Below are 16,803 nucleotides of genomic sequence, written 5' to 3' on the forward strand. Positions count from 1 at the left end.
GGATTATCCTTTTTTGCTGATCGGCCGGTCGGGGTGCTCGTCGCGGGTCACTTCGCGGTACCACAGTTCATGGTGTTTTTTCGCCCAGGCGCGGCTCACCCCGCCATGCACCATGGCGCTGACCGAACCCTTGATCCAGATGCCGGCGTAGATGTGAACAATGATGCTCAGCACCAGGATAAAACCCGCCAACGCATGCAGCAGCATCGCCCAACGAATGCTGGTGATGCCGAAGTACTCGCTGAAATACGCACGCCAGATCACCAACCCGCTGAACAACAGCACCAGCATGCAAATCAGCAAGGTCCAGAACAGCAACTTCTGCCCGGGGTTGTACTTGCCGATGGGCGGCACGCCCTCCTCCTCATTCTTGATCACCCGCCCGACTCGCCTCAGCCACAACCGGTCGTTGGTGATAAAGAAGTTCGCGCGCCAGAAACGGATCACCAGCCCAAGGAACAGCACAAACATCACCACGCCCATGAACGGATGCAGGATGCGCGTCCACGGGCCGCCGCCAAACAGGTTGCTGAGCCAGAACAGCGCCGGGTGGAACAACGCCAGCCCCGACAGTGCCGCCATCAGAAACAGAATCGCCACCAGCCAATGGTTAGTGCGCTGGTTTGATGTGTAGCGAAGGATCGGTTTGTCGTTCATGGCCTGTCCTCCCCCTTCGGATCATAGGTGTGCACCGATGGATCGATTTCATGCACGGCGGGATCGGGGATGCTCGGGTGTTCGTCCTCCTCGACCAGCTGCGGCCCGATGCGCACGTAGTGGAAGAACCCGGCCAACACCGCCAAGCCCATGGCCAGCAACCCCAAGGGTTTGCTCACGCCTTTCCACAGGTCCACCAGCGGACTGATCGCCGGGTGATCCGGCAACCCGGCATACAACCTGGGTGTGTCGGCATGGTGTAGCACGTACATGACGTGGGTGCCGCCGACGCCTTCAGGGTCATACAACCCGGCGTTGTCGAAACCGCGGCTCTTGAGGTCGACGATACGTTCGGCGGCGTGTTCTTTCATGTCTTCCTTGGTGCCGAAAACGATGGCGCCCGTCGGGCAGGTTTTGACGCAGGCCGGCTCCAGCCCCACCGCCACCCGGTCCGAACACAGCGTGCATTTGTAGGCCTTGTGATCCTTTTGCGAGATTCGCGGGATATTGAACGGGCAACCGGTGATGCAATACCCGCAGCCGATGCAATGGTCCTGGTCGAAATCGACGATGCCATTGGCATGCTTGATGATCGCCCCCGGGCTCGGGCACGCCGCCAGGCAACCGGGCTCGGCGCAGTGCATGCAGCCGTCCTTGCGAATCAGCCACTCCAGATTGCCGGCGTCGGTTTCATGCTCGGTGAAGCGCATCAAGGTCCAGGTTTCTGCGCTGAGGTCTTGAGGATTGTCGTAGGTGCCGTGGTTGTGGCCGACATCGTCGCGTAGCTCGTTCCATTCCGAGCAGGCGACCTGGCAGGCCTTGCAGCCAATGCACTTGGTGGTGTCGATCAGCTTGGCCACTTCCTCCTGATTGCGTACCGAGGACGGGACGGTCGTGGTGGCCGAACGGGCGATGATGTCTTGGCTGGCCATTTAGACTTTCTCCACGTTGACCAGGAATGACTTGGATTCCGGGGTCTGAGTGTTGCCATCACCGAGGAACGGCACCAGGGTGTTGGTCAGGTAACCGTGGCGCGTGAGGCCGGTAAAGCCCCAGTGCAACGGGATACCGATCTGGTGCACCACTTGATTGTTGACCTGCAGCGGACGAATCCGCTTGGTCACCACCGCCACCGCTTCTATATGCCCGCGCTTGGAACTGACACGGACCCGGTCGCCGGCCACGATGCCTTTCTCCTTGGCCAGCACTTCACCGATCTCGACGAACTGCTCGGGTTGGGCAATCGCGTTGAGCTTGCAATGCTTGCTCCAGAAGTGGAAATGCTCGGTCAGCCGGTAACTGGTCGCGGCATACGGATAGTCCTTGGCCACGCCTAAGGAATCCCACACCGAATCGAAGATCCGCGCCGCCGGGTTGCTGGTGGCTTTCTTGTTTTCCGGGTGCAGCGGGTTGATGCCGATCGGCGTTTCGAACGGTTCGTAATGCTCAGGGAAAGGCCCTTCGTTCATCTTGTCGACCGCGAAGAATCGCGCCACGCCTTCGGGGTTCATGATGAACGGATTCATCCCGGCTTCCGGTGGCGAGTCGGCCTTGAAGTCCGGCACATCAGTGCCGCCCCAGACTTTGCCGTTCCACCACACCAAGCGTTTTTTCTCGTCCCACGGTTTGCCTTGCGGGTCGCACGAAGCGCGGTTGTAGAGAATCCGTCGGTTCGCCGGCCAGGCCCAGGCCCAGCCCTGATGTTGCTTCATGCCGTACGGATCGCTGTTGTCGCGCCGGGCCATCTGGTTGCCCGCTTCAGTCCAACTGCCGCAGAAAATCCAGCAACCGGAAGCCGTGCTGCCGTCGTCCTTGAGCTGGCCGAAACCGGCCAGTTGCGCGTTGCCCTTGATCGCCGCGCCGGTAGCGTCGGTGAAGTCCGTGGTGGCATAGCCGTTGATTTCCTTGGCCAGTTCTTCCGGCGAAGGCTCCTCGGCAATTTTGTAAGGCCAGGACAGTTTGAGGATCGGCTCGGCATAAGCGCCGCCGTTGGCCTGGTAACGCTGGCGCAGACGGATAAACAGCTCGCTCATGATCCGCACATCGGTGCGGGCTTCACCTGGGCCGTCGGCGCCTTTCCAGTGCCATTGCAGCCAGCGGCTGCTGTTGACCAGCGAGCCGTCTTCTTCGGCGAAACAAGTGGTGGGCAGGCGAATCACTTCGGTCTGGATGCCGGCAGTTTCGACGTCGTTATACGGCCCGACATTGCGCCAGAATTCCGAGGTCTCGGTGGACAGCGGGTCCATCACCACCAGCCACTTCAGCTTGGCCAACGCCGCCATCACCCGGTTCTTGTCGGGTAGTGCGGCGATGGGGTTGAAGCCCTGGCACATGTAGCCGTTGACCTTGCCTTGGCCCATCAGGTCGAACACTTTGAGGATGTCGTAGTTCGGGATGTCGAGCTTCGGCAGATAGTCAAAAGCCCAGCGGTTTTCGAGCGTGGCATTCGCGCCGTACCAGGCTTTCATCAGGCTGACGTGGAATTTGCTGTAGTTCTGCCAGTAGGACAGCTGCCCCGGACGCAACGGTGTCTGCGTGCGTTTGGTGATGTAGGCGGTGTAATCCTGCTCGGCGTCGCCAGGCAGGGTCAGGTACCCCGGCAGCGAATTGGACAGCAAACCGAGGTCGGTCAGCCCCTGAATGTTGGAGTGTCCGCGCAAGGCATTGACGCCCCCGCCCGGCATGCCGACGTTGCCCAGCAGCAATTGCACCATGGCCGCGCTGCGAATGATCTGCGAACCGATCGAGTGCTGCGTCCAGCCCAGCGCGTAGAGAATCGTCATGGTCTTGCCCGGTTGCGAGCAGGTGGCGATTTCTTCCCAGATCTTCTGCATGGCATCCACCGGCATGCCGCAAATCTGGCTCGCCAGTTCGATGTTGTAGCGGCTGTAATGCTGCTTCATCAATTGATAGACGCAGTGCGGGTCTTGCAGGGTCGGGTCGACCTTGACGAAGCCGTCATCACCGAGTTCATAACCCCAGCCTGACTTGTCCGTGTAGCTGCGTTTGGCCACGTCGTAGCCGCTGAAGATCCCATCCTCGAAGCCATAACCGGCTTTGACGATGAAGGACACGTCGGTGTAGTTGCGCACGTACTCGTGCTGGATCTTGTCTTCAGTCAGCAGGTAATTGATCAGCCCGCCCATGAAGGCGATGTCGGTGCCGGTGCGAATCGGTGCGTAATAGTCGGCCACCGAGGCGGTCCGGGTAAAACGCGGATCGACCACGATCAAGCGTGCCTTGTTATGCGCCTTGGCTTCGGTCACCCATTTGAAGCCGCACGGGTGCGCTTCTGCTGCGTTGCCGCCCATCACCAGGATCAGATTCGCGTTACCGATATCGGTCCAGGTATTGGTCATGGCACCACGGCCGTACGTCGGGGCAAGACTTGCCACCGTCGGGCCGTGTCAGACACGCGCCTGGTTATCAAACCCCAGCATGCCGAGACTGCGAACGACCTTGTGGGTGATGTAACCCGCTTCGTTGGACGCCGCCGAGGCCGCGAGGAAACCGGTGGTCAGCCAGCGGTTCACCGTTTGGCCCTGCGCATTCTTCTCGATGAAGTTGGCGTCGCGGTCCGCCTTCATCAGGTCGGCGACGCGATCCAGCGCTTCATCCCAGGAGATACGCGTCCACTCGGTGGTGCCGGGTTTGCGCACCTGTGGGTATTGCAGGCGACCAGGGCTGTGAATGAAGTCCAGCAGGCCGGCGCCTTTGGGGCACAGGGTGCCGCGGTTGACCGGGTGATCGGAATCGCCTTCGATGTGGATGATGTTTTGCGCGACGTTCTTGGCAGCATCGCCCTGGCTGTACATGATCACGCCGCAGCCGACCGAGCAGTACGGGCAGGTGTTGCGGGTTTCATGGGTGTGGGCAAGCTTGAAGTGGCGCACTTGCTCGGCGAAGGCAGTCGCGGGGGCCATGCCCAGCGCGCCGAGGCTCGATCCCGCAAGGCCGATACCAGCGACCTTGAAGAACTGACGACGGTTGAGGTCCATCGTGCACTCCTGTCAGGTGGAGACCCGGTACTTTTGCCGGGTTTTTCTGGACAATCACAGTTGCGGCAGTCTGGCTGCCGACATTTAAAACTGTAGACAATGTTAGAACTGACTGTGTGAAAACCGACCATCGGGCAACACAGCGGTATCAGCCATCACATACAACCTGTGGGAGTGAGCCTGTGTGGCGAGGGGATTTATCCCCGTTCGGCTGCGAAGCAGTCGTAAACCATCGTGTGCGGTGTACTTGGCACACCGCAGTTTTCGATTTCGGGGCCGCTTCGCAGCCCAACGGGGATAAATCCCCTCACCACACAAGCTCGCTCCCACAGGGGCTTGGCGTTTATCATTGCCCCACGTTCAACCACGCTTTTTATGAGACTGAGCATGACTTTCGATTTTGATCAGGTGTTCGACCGCCACAACACCGGCAGTACCAAATGGAGCCGTTATCCGGCCGACGTGTTGCCGATGTGGGTGGCCGACATGGACTTCTCCGCACCGCCGGTGATTCTCCAGGCCCTGCAAAAACGTCTGGAACACCCGATGCTCGGCTACAGCGTGGCCCAGGATGACTTGCGCGATGCCATCGTCGCCGACCTCTGGAGCAAGTACGCCTGGCGCGTATTGCCTGAGGAATTGATTTTCCTTCCGGGCGTGGAATCGGGGTTCAACATGGCGCTGAATGCGCTGGTCCAGCCGCAGCAGAACGTTGTGGTTCAGGTTCCGAACTACCCGCCGCTGCGTCATGCGCCGGGTCACTGGGGTTTGAACAAGGTTGAACTCGAATTCGACGCGTTGGCGGACGGCACTTACGCCACGCCACTCGATGCCCTGAATCAGGCGCTGACCGGTGGCGGTGCGCTGCTGCTGAGCAACCCGCACAACCCGGTGGGCAAAGTTTTCCCGCGAGAAGAACTGCAAGCGGTCGCCGACATATGTCTGGAGCAGGACGCCTGGATTATCTCTGACGAGATTCATGCCGAGCTGTGTTTCGACGGGCGCGTACACATTCCGACAGCTTCCCTGAGCCCGGAAATCGCCAAGCGCACCATCACGCTGATGTCGGCGAGCAAGGCCTACAACATTGCCGGGCTGAAGACGTCTTTCATGATCATTCAGGACTCGGCGTTGCGTGCAAAGGTCAACCACGCCCGCTGCGGCATGGTCGACAGCGTCAACCCGTTGGGCATGGAAGCGACCCGCGTCGCCTACAGCGAAGGCGGCCCTTGGCTGGCCGGGTTGAAGGCGTATCTGCAAAGCAATCGGGATTATCTGGTGGAAGCGGTCAACACGAGACTGCCGGGTGTGACCATGAATATCCCGCAAGGCACCTATCTGGCGTGGCTCGATTGCTCGGCGCTGGGACTGGATAACCCTCAGCAGTTTTTCCTTGAACAGGCCAAGGTCGGGTTGAGCGCGGGATTGGAATTCGGCGATGAAAGCAAACAGTTCGTTCGCCTGAACTTCGGCTGCCCACGGGCATTGCTGGAAGAAGGCATTGCGCGGATGGAGCGTAGTTTGCTCAACCTCAAGGCCTGACACATCCCCTGTGGGAGCGAGCAAGCTCGCTCCCACAGGGGGCTTTTGTGTTTTCCAGAGTGTCGCAAGCCCTCTGATATCCAACCGAACTCAAGGCAAAACACCAGGGTCAACCCTTTGACTCTTCTGCCTTGCGAACGGAGATTTCCCAATGACTGCCTATCCCAAACCACCCTTCCCGAAACAGGCCCAGCCCGTCCCCGGTTCCCAAAAGAAAATGGACCCGTACCCCGACTGTGGCGAACAAAGCTACAAGGGTTCAGGCCGACTGGATGGCAAGATCGCCCTGATCACCGGCGCCGACAGTGGCATCGGTCGTGCCGTAGCGATCGCCTTCGCCCGTGAAGGCGCGGATGTCGTCGTCGCCTACCTCAATGAACATGAAGACGCGCAGGAAACCGCACGCTGGGTCGAACAGGCCGGCCGGCAGTGCCTGTTGCTGCCCGGTGACCTGGCGCAGAAAGCCCACTGCCAGGCCCTGGTGGACAAGACGGTCGAACGCTTCGGCCGGATCGATGTGCTGGTCAACAACGCCGCGTTCCAGATGACCCACGAACACTTCGAGGACATCCCGGACGAAGAATGGGTGATGACCTTCGACGTCAACATCACCGCCATTTTCAGGCTCTGTCAGGCCGCGTTGAAGCACATGAAACCCGGCAGTTCGATCATCAACACCAGCTCGGTCAATTCGGACACGCCCAAACCCACCCTCCTGGCTTACGCCACGACCAAAGGCGCGATTGCCAACTTCACCGCTGGCCTGGGGCAGATGCTGGGGCCGAAGAACATTCGGGTGAATTGCGTGGCACCGGGGCCGATCTGGACCCCGCTGATTGTCTCGACCATGCCCGATGAAGAAGTACAGAACTTTGGTGGGCAGACGCCGCTCGGCCGGCCGGGTCAACCGGTGGAAGTGGCGCCGATTTATGTGTTGCTGGCGTCGGATGAGGCCAGTTACATCACGGGGCAGCGCTATGGAATCACCGGTGGCAAGCCGATGCTTTAAGTTGAACCCGGATTGCTGGTGCTGGTCACCCTCCTGGTCTCAATGATCCTGCTATGGTTCAACGTATTGACGCCTGAATACCTGCGCGCGACCGTCGGTTGATTGCCAAAGGCTCTACATCGCGGCACGCACCCGACGAGTACCGAGCATGAGTTTTATTTTGTGGGTGGCGGTGCTGGGTGCCGTGCTGCTGACGCTGGCACTGACGTCGTCGTATCTGCGATGGATGCCGGTGACTACGTCGGCAGTGTGCCTGGTGCTGGGTGTAGCCATCGGGCCCGCGGGGTTCGGGCTGTTGAAACTGGACACGGAAGATGCGTCCACCTGGATGGAGCACCTGACGGAAGTCGCGGTGCTGTTTTCGTTGTTTGTCTGTGGTTTGAAGTTGCGCTTGCCGCTCAGGGACAAAAACTGGCGCATTGCCTACGGCCTGGCCGGCCCGGTCATGGTGTTGACCATTGCCGGTGTCAGCCTGTTGCTGCATTACGGTTTCGAATTGTCCTGGGGCGCGTCCGTGTTGATCGGCTCGATTCTGGCGCCCACCGACCCGGTGCTCGCCGCCCTGGTGCAAGTCAACGACGCCCGGGATGACGACAGCGTGCGCTTCGGGCTGTCGGGCGAGGCCGGGCTCAATGACGGGATCGCCTTCCCGTTTGTCATCCTCGGCCTGCTCCTGGTGCAACACGACGGCAACCCCGGTTGGCTGAGCGATTGGGTGCTGCGCAGCTTATTGTGGGCAGTCCCGGCCGGTTTGCTCACTGGCTACTGGATGGGACGCGGTATTGGCCGCCTGACGTTGTTGATGCGCATCAAAAATGACGACAGCACCCTTTCTCCGAATGATTACCTCGCCCTCGCCTTGATTGCCCTGGCGTATGTCGGGGCCGAGTCGATTCACGGTTATGGCTTTCTGTCGGTGTTCGCCGCCGGCTTGGGTTTGCGTCACGAAGAAGTCAAATCCACGGGCGACGACGCGCTTCCCGCGGAGCATCTGGTTCAGCCGGTTGTGGGTCATCAGAACGTCGAGCCGCAACATGCGGTTCATGGTGATACCGCAAGCCTTGAGGACACTCAGGTCGCCGCAGGCATCATGATGGGCGACATGCTCGCCTTTGGCAGTCTGGTGGAACGGGCCATGGAAGTCTTTCTGGTGACGCTGCTCGGCGTGGTGCTGATGGCTCATTGGGACTGGCGTGCGTTGCCAATCGCCGGCGTGTTGTTTTGCCTGATACGACCGCTGAGCGTCGTCGCCATGCCTTGGGGTGGTTTGCTCAACGGGCGCCAGCGAATGTTGATTGGCTGGTTCGGCATACGCGGCATCGGCAGTCTGTATTACCTGTTTTATGCCTTGAACCACGGGCTGGACCCGTCGATTGCAAAGCTCTGCATGGATCTGACCTTGTGCGTGGTCGCGCTCAGCATCCTCATCCACGGGATCAGCACCCAACCGATGCTGGCTCGATATGAACAGCATAAACAACGGGATGTTTGATTTGACGTCTGTGCGTTCAGGGTCCGAATTATCGAATTTTCACGTTCATAAATTTGAAGTTCTTTTGCGATCCCGCAGGTCACAACCTTAATCCCGCCCGACTTTTGCACGGCGGGGCATACCAGGTTCGGTTCCCCTGCGGCATCGATACCTATCAAAAGGAACCTCGAAAAATCAGGTGCTGGTCATGATTCACTATTCCACCCCCGAAGAAATCAAAGCCTGCCGGGCCTTCGCCCTGGAACGTAATCGTCAGTTGTTTGAAGAGGCCCAGGCGCTGAGCCGTAGCGCCTTTGCGCTACTCGAGGATAGCGGCATGGATGTGGAGCTGTTTGATCGCTATCAGGCCCTGCGCAGGAAGGCCGACTTGAAGTTCGAGGAAGCGATCGAGCACTTGCGGCTGCTCAACGAAGATTTCCCGCCTGTCTCGATATCCACGCAAAACGCTCATCGTTTGCTCCAGCAGACCGAATCCAGAGCCTGAACTTGAAAAGCCCGGCACAGTCGCCGGGCTTTTTATTGTCTGGAACATCGATGTTCCACTGCGAACTGCATGAGTCAATTTCCGGACTCATGCAGGCTGCATGACCGCAGTTCGCCATCAGACACTTCAACTTATTGTTTTATAAACACGTTATCGCTCCGGCAAATCGGCACGACAAATGCTCCAGGACAATGAGCGACTTTCGGCCTTGAGACCGTTCGCGCTCACCCCTGACCCGTTGGAGAGACTCGACCATGAACGCCATAGACTTATTGAAAGCCGACCATGAACGCGTAAAAGGCATCCTGACCCAGCTAAGCGAATCCACTGAGCGTGGTGTTAAAAAGCGCGGCGAGTTGCTGGCCAAGCTGGAAATGGAGATCGCCATCCACACCCGTCTCGAAGAAGAAGTCTTGTACCCGGCGTACAAGAAAGCCGGGGGCAAGGAACAGGACGTCATGTATTACGAAGCCAAGGAAGAACATCGCACCGTTGATTCCCTGGTGCTGCCAGACCTGAAAGTCACCGATCCGTCCACCCCGGAATTCGCCGGTCGCGTGAAAGTGGTCAAGGAACTGCTGGAACATCACATTGAAGAGGAGGAAACGGAAATGTTTCCTCAGGCGAAAAAACTGTTGGGCAAAGCCACACTTGAAGAGCTGGGTGCGCAAATGGAAAGTTTGAAAGCTCAGTACAAGAAAGAAATGAGCGCAGCCAATCTGGCGGCTTGATGCACGTGGCGGGAACCAAAAAGGCCCGGCATATGCCGGGCCTTTTTGGTTGTTCGGTTCACGCGACAGTTCAGCTGGAATACAAGGGAGGCTCTGCGATGGACTATCTCGATTGGGTGCAATGGCCGGCGATGCTGGTCACGGTGCTGGCGGCGTGGTTGATCGGTTCGCAAAACCCCAGGCGCAGGGTCTCGGGCTTTGTCTGTTTTATCGTCAGCAATGTTTTATGGGTGACGTGGGGTTACCACACCCAGGCCTATGCACTGATCGTGTTGCAGTTTTGCCTGTGCGCCATGAACGTGCGTGGTTTCAAGAAGAACGCGGGATCAGCGGCCGAACATTGAGCTCGCTTTGTCATTTCATGGTCGTGGCGATGATTTCCACCAGATTGAGTTGGGTAAAGGGTTTGGACAGGCGCGGAAGCCTGGTTGCGAAACCTTCCAGGCGCTCGGCGTAACCGGTGGCAAGGATGATCGGCAGGCTCGGCTTCTTGATTCGGATAGCCTGCGCCAGTTGCGCGCCATTCATCTGTGGCATGGCCATGTCGGTGATGACCAGGTCAATCGCTGATTCAGTGTCGAATACTTTCAGCGCTTGCGCCCCGGACGTCGCACTGATCACCCTATGCCCCAAGTCTTCGAGTAACAGGCAGGTACTGGTCAACACGAGGCTGTCATCATCCACGACCAGCACGCATAGACGGTGCACCGGCGGTGCAGCCTCCTCGGTAACCTGCTTGGCAACCGAACCGGTCGTGGCGACGGGTATCCACAGTTCGGCGATCGTGCCTATGTCCTTCTGGCTTTTGAGGACGAATCGTCCGCCCAGTTGCTCGATGTAACCATGCACCATCGAAAGTCCCAGCCCCGTGCCTTTGCCAACGCCTTTTGTGGTGAAGAACGGGTCCATTGCCAAACCGAGCGTGGCGTCATCCATACCCTCCCCCGTGTCGCTGACACTCAGGCAGACATACCGGCCTGACAGCAGGGATAACTGCGGTTGATCCCAGGTTTCTTCAGTCTTGGCACTGACCACGATTTTACCGCCATGGGGCATTGCATCGCGGGCGTTGGTCACCAGGTTCAGTACCGCCAGTTCAAGCTGATTGACGTCGGCCAGGACCGGCTCGATTTCTTGCGAAAAGCGGGTTTCGAGTACCACGGAAGGCCCGAGCGAACTGCGCAACAGCCCGCTGATCCCTTGCACCAGCGCCGGGATCTGGACGGGCTCGGCTTTGAGCTCCTGACGTCTGGCAAACGCCAGCATGCGCTGGGTCAGGGTTACGCCCCGCAAGGCCCCCTGAGTGGCGTTGTCCACCAATCGGGTAATTTTCGGATCGTCCCCCACGCGTTTGCGGACGATTTCCAGATTGCCGAGGATGACGGTCAGCAAATTGTTGAAGTCGTGGGCAATGCCGCCGCTGAGTTGGCCGATGGCCTGCATTTTCTGCGCCTGAAACAGCGCTTCGCGGGTTTGCTCCAGCGCCTGCTGGGCTTGTGTGGCTTCGGTGATATCACGGGTGATCTTGGCGAAACCGAGCAGCGTGCCGGTTTCGCCCCAAATCGGATCGACCACGACATTGGCCAGGAACCGCGTACCGTCCTTGCGCACGCGCCAGCCTTTGTTTTCGAATCGCCCCTCACGTACTGCAATGTCCAGGGTCCGTTGTGGTTCGCCGGCCTCGCGGTCTTCTGGGGTGTAAAACATCGAAAAGTGCTGGCCGATGACTTCTTGGGGCAAATACCCCTTTATTCGCTGAGCCCCGGGATTCCAGTTGGTCACGCTGCCATCCGGGGTGAGCATATAGATGGCGTAATCAGTGACGCTTTGAACCAGCAGGCGGAACTGCTGCTCGCTTTGCTTGAGGACTTCTTCGGCCATTTTGCGGTCGGTCAGGTCTCGGGTAATCTTGGCAAACCCGAGCAACTTACCCGACGGGTCGAGAATCGGATCAATGACGACGTGGCACCAGAAATGCGTGCCGTCCTTGCGAACCCGCCAGCCTTCCCCCTCGAAACGCCCTTCCCTGATCGCCGTGTCCAGCGCTCGCTGGGGCAAACCGGCACGGCGATCCTCTTCGGTATAGAACCGCGAAAAGTGCTCACCGAGAATCTCGGCCTCTTCATACCCCTTGAAACGCCTGGCGCCGGCGTTCCAGCTGGTGATGATGCCATCGGGATCAATCATGTAGATCGCGTAGTCAATCACAGCATCGATCAACAGGCGAAAACGACTGTCGTCGATGGCGTTGGCTTTGGTCCGATCTTCGTTCATTGATCCCTCTTGGTATTACCGTTTTTTTGGAGTATGCGACAAACCACGCATTTGGAAAGTCGGAAACACGGTACTCGTCGCCCAGCGTTATCGATTCACGTGTTTGACGATGTAGGCGTACTGATCGTTGTAGACATGTTTTTAAAGTAAAAAGTCCTACTCGATAGCGTACAAATGCCTCGGAGCAATCGACCACCAGCGCGGCAGTAGTTGCTTGACCTTGCTGTCGCCAAACCGGTCATCGATCAACATCACCACCCCTTGATCCTGCTGGGTTCGGATCACCCTCCCCGCCGCCTGAACCACTTTCTGCACACCGGGAAACAGGTAGGTGTAGTCATAACCGGCGCCGAAAATCGCTGCCATACGCTGTTTCAACTGCTCGTTGACCGGGTTGAGTTGCGCCAGTCCGAGGGTGGCGATAAACGCTCCGATCAGTCGCGCGCCCGGCAAGTCGATGCCTTCGCCAAACGCCCCGCCCAGCACCGCGAAACCGACGCCCTGACTCTCGGCGGTGAACTGATCGAGAAAGTCCTGTCGCTGCCCTTCCCCCATGCCGCGGGACTGCGACCATAGATTGATGTGTGGATGTTTCTCGGCCAGCAACTGCGCCACTTGCTGCAAATAATCGAAGCTGCTGAAAAACGCCAGGTAGTTGCCGGGACGTTGGCTGAACTGCCGGGCAATCAGCTCAACGATTGGCGCGAGGGATGACTGGCGATGGACGAACCGCGTGGAGATCTGGCTGACGATGTGCACTTGCAGTTGGTCGGCGTGAAATGGCGATTCAACGTCGATCCACACCGTGTTCTCCGGCGTGCCGAGCAGATCAGCGTAGTAGTGGCGAGGGCTCAGGGTCGCGGAAAACAGCACGGTGCTGCGTGCAGCCGTCAAGCGTGGGCGGATGAAGCCGGCGGGCACCACGTTGCGCAGGCACAGCTGCGACAGGTTGCGTTGGCGGTCGAGGTCGCGCTTGCTGATGTCGAACAGGAACTGTTGATCAAAGAGCTCAGCCACCCGGCAAAATTGCAGCATGTCGAAATAGAAGTTCTGTAACGCCCCGTCCAGGCCTTGCGGATGATCGTTCAGGTAATCGCCGATGCTCGCGCTGCACGATGACAACGCCTGGAGCAGTTTTTCCGGTGCCTTGTCATAGGCCTGATAGGCACCGAGTTGCAGGTTATGCAGGGCATTCCACTCACGGTTGACCCGTTGCAGGGGTTTCTTCAATGCCTCGGGCGCGGTTTTTCGTACGCCGTTGAGGGTCGATTGGTCGAGGCTGGCGCTGTACATCTGCCGGCCGCGCTCCACCAGGTTGTGCGCTTCGTCCACCAGCACCGCGACTTTCCAGTTATTGGCCTGGGCCAATCCGAACAGCAGCGCGCTGAAATCGAAATAGTAGTTGTAATCGGCGACTACCACGTCCGCCCAGCGGGCCATTTCCTGGCTCAGGTAGTAGGGACAGACGTCGTGTTGCAGGGCAACCTCGCGCAAAGCGTTCTGGTTCAGCAGGGACAACTTGCTGGCCGCCTGGCGAGCGGCGGGCAAGCGATCATAGAAACCCTGGGCCAGCGGGCAGGATTCGCCGTGACAAGCTTTGTCCGGATGCTCGCAGGCCTTGTCCCGGGCGATCATTTCGAGCACCCGCAAGGGTGGCGCGTCGGCGCTGTCGAGGATCACTTGCGCGGCGTCCAGCGCCAGCTTGCGCCCCGGGGTTTTCGCCGTGAGGAAGAACACCTTGTCCAGTTGCTGCGGCGCCAGGGCCTTGAGCATCGGGAACAGCGTGCCGACCGTCTTGCCGATCCCCGTGGGCGCCTGCGCCATCAAGCAACGACCGGTGCTGACGGCCTTGAACACCGATTCCGCCAGATGACGTTGCCCGGGTCGAAAGTCGGCATGGGGAAACGCCAGTTGTTGCGCCGCCCGATTACGCCCTTCGCGATGAGCCATTTCCTGCTCGGCCCAGTGCAGGAACAAGGCGCAATGTTGTTCGAAGAACAGCCCCAGTTCCGCGGCGCTGAATGCCTCGACCAGGCAGGTTTCCTTTTCGCTGACGATGTCGAAGTACACCAGGGCCAGATTGATCTGCGCCAGCTGCAGTTTCTGGCACATCAACCAACCGTAAATCTTCGCCTGCGCCCAATGCAGCTGACGGTGGTTGGCCGGTTGTTTGCTCAAGTCGCCGCGATAGGTTTTGATTTCTTCCAGGCAATTTTGTGCGGGATCGTAGCCGTCGGCCCGGCCCTTTACCTTCAACGTTTGATACAGGCCTTCAAGCGCGACTTCACTCTGGTAGCCCTCGCTGCGCCGGGAGGCCACCGTACGGTGCCCGACAATCCCTTCCAGCGCCGTCGGCGAAGGCGTAAAACGCAGGTCGAGGTCACCGACCTTGGCGGTGAATTCACACAGCGCCCGCACCGCGATGCTGTAACTCAAGCGCCCTGCTCCGCCCATTGCACGTAGCAGACGGCAATCGGCATCTGGTGCTCATGGCAGAACTCGAGCCAGCGCAATTGATTGTCTTGCAGGCGATCACCGGGGCCTTTGACTTCGATCATCCGGTAGGTTTTGTCCTGTGGCCAAAACTGGATCAGGTCTGGCATTCCGGCGCGATTGGCCTTGATGTCCAACAGCAGTCGATTGAACCAGTGCTTGAGGTGTTCGGCCGGCAGGCAATCGAGTGCCTGATCGAGCAATTCTTCGCTCAGCACACCCCAGAACACGAAGGGCGACTGCACGCCCCACTTGCTGGCATAGCGTTCACGAATGGTCTGGCGGTAACGCCCGTCATCGAGTTCAGCCAGGCAGCTTTGGAACAGCTCCGCGCGGCGTGCGTGAAAGTCCTCATTGAGCAGATCCACCGGCCCACGCTGGAACGGGTGGAAAAACGCCCCCGGCAACGGCGCGAAAATCGCCGGCCAGCACAGCAGTCCGAACAGCGAGTTGATCAGGCTGTTTTCGACGTAATGCACCGGCGCCGAATCTTCCGCCAAATGCGCCTGAACGTAAGACTCCACCGACAACGCCGGGTCGGTTCTGGGCAGTTGCAGGTCCAGGCGCAGCATCTCCCGTGGGGACGAGCGCTTCATCACCGGCCCGCCCAACTTGCGCCGCAGCCTGGGCAGCACACGCAACAATTGTTGCTGTTCGGCGGCACTTTCCGGCGATTGCTCCACCGCGGCGGCCAGGTCCATGGCCAGTTGGTATTCACCACAGCGCTCCAATACACGAATCAACCGCAGGCGCGCGCCGGGATAAGCGCACTCGCGGTAGATCGCCAGTGCGGTAGAGAAATCCGCCATACGCTCGCAATGCTGGCCGATCTGGAACAACAGTTTGCCGCGACGTCTTTGCAGCCAGGGATTGCTCAGCGCCAGCCCTTTGATCTGCTCGACAATGTCTTCCACGGGCTCGCCGGCTTCGAAATGCAGCTGACACTCATAAAGGAAGAGACAGGCGTCCACGTCTTCACGGCTGCGCAGGCCTCGGGAGTCGGCGCAGAACTCGACTTTTTCATAGGTAAAGATGCCCAGGTCAGCCAGCACGAACTCGGACCAATCCTGGTAAAGATTGCCGAAAAACATCAAGCGCAGCCGGTCGCACAGGCCCATGATGGTCAGGCTGAACAATCGGTCATCCAGCGACGGGCACCATTGTCCGAAGCTGTGAATCTGGGGAAACTGTTCGCTCAGTGCGGGCAGCCAATCGGTCTTTTTTCCTTTGGGCTGATCGATGGTGGCGCCAAAACACTGGAGAATTTCCGCCTTGAGCAGCACCTCGCACAGCACTTCGATCGACAGCGGCGATTGCTCATCGATCCAGCCCTGCGCCAGTAACGGGCCGGCGGCGATGGCGATGTCGCCGATTTCGAGGTAATGCAGCTTGCTCGCCCGGAAGTGATTCCCCTTGCGCATCACCATCCTGACCAGCAGCGCTCTGGACTCACGGGGCAACCGCTTGAACTCGCGGATGAAGTGTTGCTCTTCGACACTCAACACATCGGCATAGCGAAGCTCAAGCCAATCAAGCACTTGCATGAAGTTGTTCAAGTAATAGAACGGATCGTCGAGAGGGTTTGCAGTCACAGGAAAAAAGGCCATGGCGAGCGAGTACTGGTTATGCGTACAGATACCAGCTACGCCCTGCCCGGGCAAACGGAAAAGGATAAGCGGCGGCGTTATTCGGTAATTTTTCGAGTGCCTCTGAACTTTCTGCCGATCCATCGGACCTAACCGCGTTAGAGGTACAGTGACGATTGATTTCGCTCGTGGCAGTCGCGCTGTTTTTTTGAAGGATGAGAGGTGGTTATGAATATCAAGACTCTGGGCCTGCCCCTGGCGGTAGCGGCCTTTTTGGCCCTGGCCGGTTGCTCGACGCCAACGGTTGTGACGCTGCAGAACGGCACCCAGTATTTGACCAAGGACACGCCGAAAACCAAGACCAAGGACGGCTTCTTCGAGTTCGAAGATATTTCCGGGGCGAAAGTGAAGGTCAAGGCCGATGAAGTGAGCACGATTCGACAGGAAGACTAAATACCGAGTCATCGTTCATCGCGAGCAAGCTCGCTCCCACAGGGGATTTGTGAACGCCACAGATCCAATGTGGGAGCGAGCTTG

13 protein-coding genes are annotated in these 16,803 nt (G+C 58.9%); 7 read left to right on the plus strand and 6 right to left on the minus strand.

Features of this window, described 5'->3' with window-relative positions; translation table 11 throughout:
* Positions 1–3 precede the first annotated feature (3 nt).
* The 3 genes from ACA079_RS16630 to fdnG are packed head-to-tail and all read right to left on the minus strand — an operon-like array spanning position 4 to position 4,655.
* Complete coding sequence (locus ACA079_RS16630) at positions 4–657, minus strand: formate dehydrogenase subunit gamma (protein ID WP_497700108.1); 654 nt, start codon at positions 655–657, stop codon at positions 4–6.
* A complete protein-coding gene (gene fdxH, locus ACA079_RS16635) occupies positions 654–1,589 on the minus strand; it encodes a formate dehydrogenase subunit beta (protein WP_497700109.1) in 936 nt (311 codons plus the stop codon). Before fdxH ends, ACA079_RS16630 begins: the two co-directional genes overlap by 4 nt.
* Positions 1,590–4,655 carry a formate dehydrogenase-N subunit alpha gene (fdnG, locus tag ACA079_RS16640; protein ID WP_497700110.1) on the minus strand — a complete coding sequence of 1,022 codons (3,066 nt, stop codon included), beginning with the start codon at positions 4,653–4,655 and terminating at the stop codon, positions 1,590–1,592.
* A 387-nt stretch (positions 4,656–5,042) separates the two neighbouring features.
* Between fdnG and ACA079_RS16645 the strand changes: the two genes are divergently transcribed.
* The 6 genes from ACA079_RS16645 to ACA079_RS16670 all read left to right on the plus strand — a co-directional run bounded on the left by ACA079_RS16645 (position 5,043) and on the right by ACA079_RS16670 (position 10,257).
* Positions 5,043–6,197, plus strand: coding sequence for a MalY/PatB family protein (locus ACA079_RS16645; RefSeq protein WP_497700111.1), 1,155 nt, complete (start codon positions 5,043–5,045; stop codon positions 6,195–6,197).
* Positions 6,198–6,348: 151 nt separating this feature from the next.
* Positions 6,349–7,206 carry an SDR family oxidoreductase gene (locus tag ACA079_RS16650; protein WP_497700112.1) on the plus strand — a complete coding sequence of 286 codons (858 nt, stop codon included), beginning with the start codon at positions 6,349–6,351 and terminating at the stop codon, positions 7,204–7,206.
* Between the two features lie 148 nt (positions 7,207–7,354).
* Positions 7,355–8,698, plus strand: coding sequence for a cation:proton antiporter (locus tag ACA079_RS16655; protein ID WP_497700113.1), 1,344 nt, complete (start codon positions 7,355–7,357; stop codon positions 8,696–8,698).
* Between the two features lie 187 nt (positions 8,699–8,885).
* Positions 8,886–9,182, plus strand: coding sequence for a hypothetical protein (locus ACA079_RS16660; protein WP_497700114.1), 297 nt, complete (start codon positions 8,886–8,888; stop codon positions 9,180–9,182).
* Positions 9,183–9,436: 254 nt separating this feature from the next.
* Positions 9,437–9,913: a PA2171 family ribosome-binding persister protein gene (locus ACA079_RS16665; protein ID WP_046055244.1), complete on the plus strand. Its 477-nt coding sequence runs from the start codon at positions 9,437–9,439 to the stop codon at positions 9,911–9,913.
* Between the two features lie 98 nt (positions 9,914–10,011).
* Positions 10,012–10,257: a hypothetical protein gene (locus ACA079_RS16670; RefSeq protein WP_497700115.1), complete on the plus strand. Its 246-nt coding sequence runs from the start codon at positions 10,012–10,014 to the stop codon at positions 10,255–10,257.
* Positions 10,258–10,267: 10 nt separating this feature from the next.
* Here ACA079_RS16670 and ACA079_RS16675 read toward each other — a convergent pair whose 3' ends face one another.
* The 3 genes from ACA079_RS16675 to ACA079_RS16685 form a co-directional block, all read right to left on the minus strand.
* Entirely contained in the window at positions 10,268–12,187 is a 1,920-nt protein-coding gene (locus tag ACA079_RS16675) for a hybrid sensor histidine kinase/response regulator (RefSeq protein WP_497700116.1), read from the minus strand.
* 156 nt (positions 12,188–12,343) lie between these two features.
* Entirely contained in the window at positions 12,344–14,623 is a 2,280-nt protein-coding gene (locus ACA079_RS16680; RefSeq protein ID WP_497700117.1) for an ATP-dependent DNA helicase, read from the minus strand.
* A complete protein-coding gene (locus tag ACA079_RS16685; protein ID WP_497700118.1) occupies positions 14,620–16,287 on the minus strand; it encodes a VRR-NUC domain-containing protein in 1,668 nt (555 codons plus the stop codon). The genes ACA079_RS16680 and ACA079_RS16685 overlap by 4 nt, the downstream gene beginning before the upstream one ends.
* Positions 16,288–16,494: 207 nt before the next feature.
* On the opposite strand from ACA079_RS16685, the gene ACA079_RS16690 reads away from it, so the two are divergent.
* Positions 16,495–16,719 (plus strand): YgdI/YgdR family lipoprotein, encoded by a 225-nt coding sequence (locus tag ACA079_RS16690; protein WP_415769117.1) that lies wholly within the window; start codon positions 16,495–16,497, stop codon positions 16,717–16,719.
* The last annotated feature ends 84 nt before the right edge of the window (positions 16,720–16,803 follow it).

The sequence above is a fragment of the Pseudomonas sp. LBUM1645 genome (assembly GCF_059716185.1).

Excerpts from the sequence above, each read along its gene's own strand:
- ACA079_RS16630 (WP_497700108.1), bottom strand. The coding sequence starts at position 657 with ATGAACGACAAACCGATCCTTCGCTACACATCAAACCAGCGCACTAAC.
- fdxH (WP_497700109.1), bottom strand. The coding sequence starts at position 1,589 with ATGGCCAGCCAAGACATCATCGCCCGTTCGGCCACCACGACCGTCCCG.
- ACA079_RS16645 (WP_497700111.1), top strand. The coding sequence starts at position 5,043 with ATGACTTTCGATTTTGATCAGGTGTTCGACCGCCACAACACCGGCAGT.
- ACA079_RS16650 (WP_497700112.1), top strand. The coding sequence starts at position 6,349 with ATGACTGCCTATCCCAAACCACCCTTCCCGAAACAGGCCCAGCCCGTC.
- ACA079_RS16655 (WP_497700113.1), top strand. The coding sequence starts at position 7,355 with ATGAGTTTTATTTTGTGGGTGGCGGTGCTGGGTGCCGTGCTGCTGACG.
- ACA079_RS16660 (WP_497700114.1), top strand. The coding sequence starts at position 8,886 with ATGATTCACTATTCCACCCCCGAAGAAATCAAAGCCTGCCGGGCCTTC.
- ACA079_RS16665 (WP_046055244.1), top strand. The coding sequence starts at position 9,437 with ATGAACGCCATAGACTTATTGAAAGCCGACCATGAACGCGTAAAAGGC.
- ACA079_RS16670 (WP_497700115.1), top strand. The coding sequence starts at position 10,012 with ATGGACTATCTCGATTGGGTGCAATGGCCGGCGATGCTGGTCACGGTG.
- ACA079_RS16675 (WP_497700116.1), bottom strand. The coding sequence starts at position 12,187 with ATGAACGAAGATCGGACCAAAGCCAACGCCATCGACGACAGTCGTTTT.
- ACA079_RS16685 (WP_497700118.1), bottom strand. The coding sequence starts at position 16,287 with ATGGCCTTTTTTCCTGTGACTGCAAACCCTCTCGACGATCCGTTCTAT.
- ACA079_RS16690 (WP_415769117.1), top strand. The coding sequence starts at position 16,495 with ATGAATATCAAGACTCTGGGCCTGCCCCTGGCGGTAGCGGCCTTTTTG.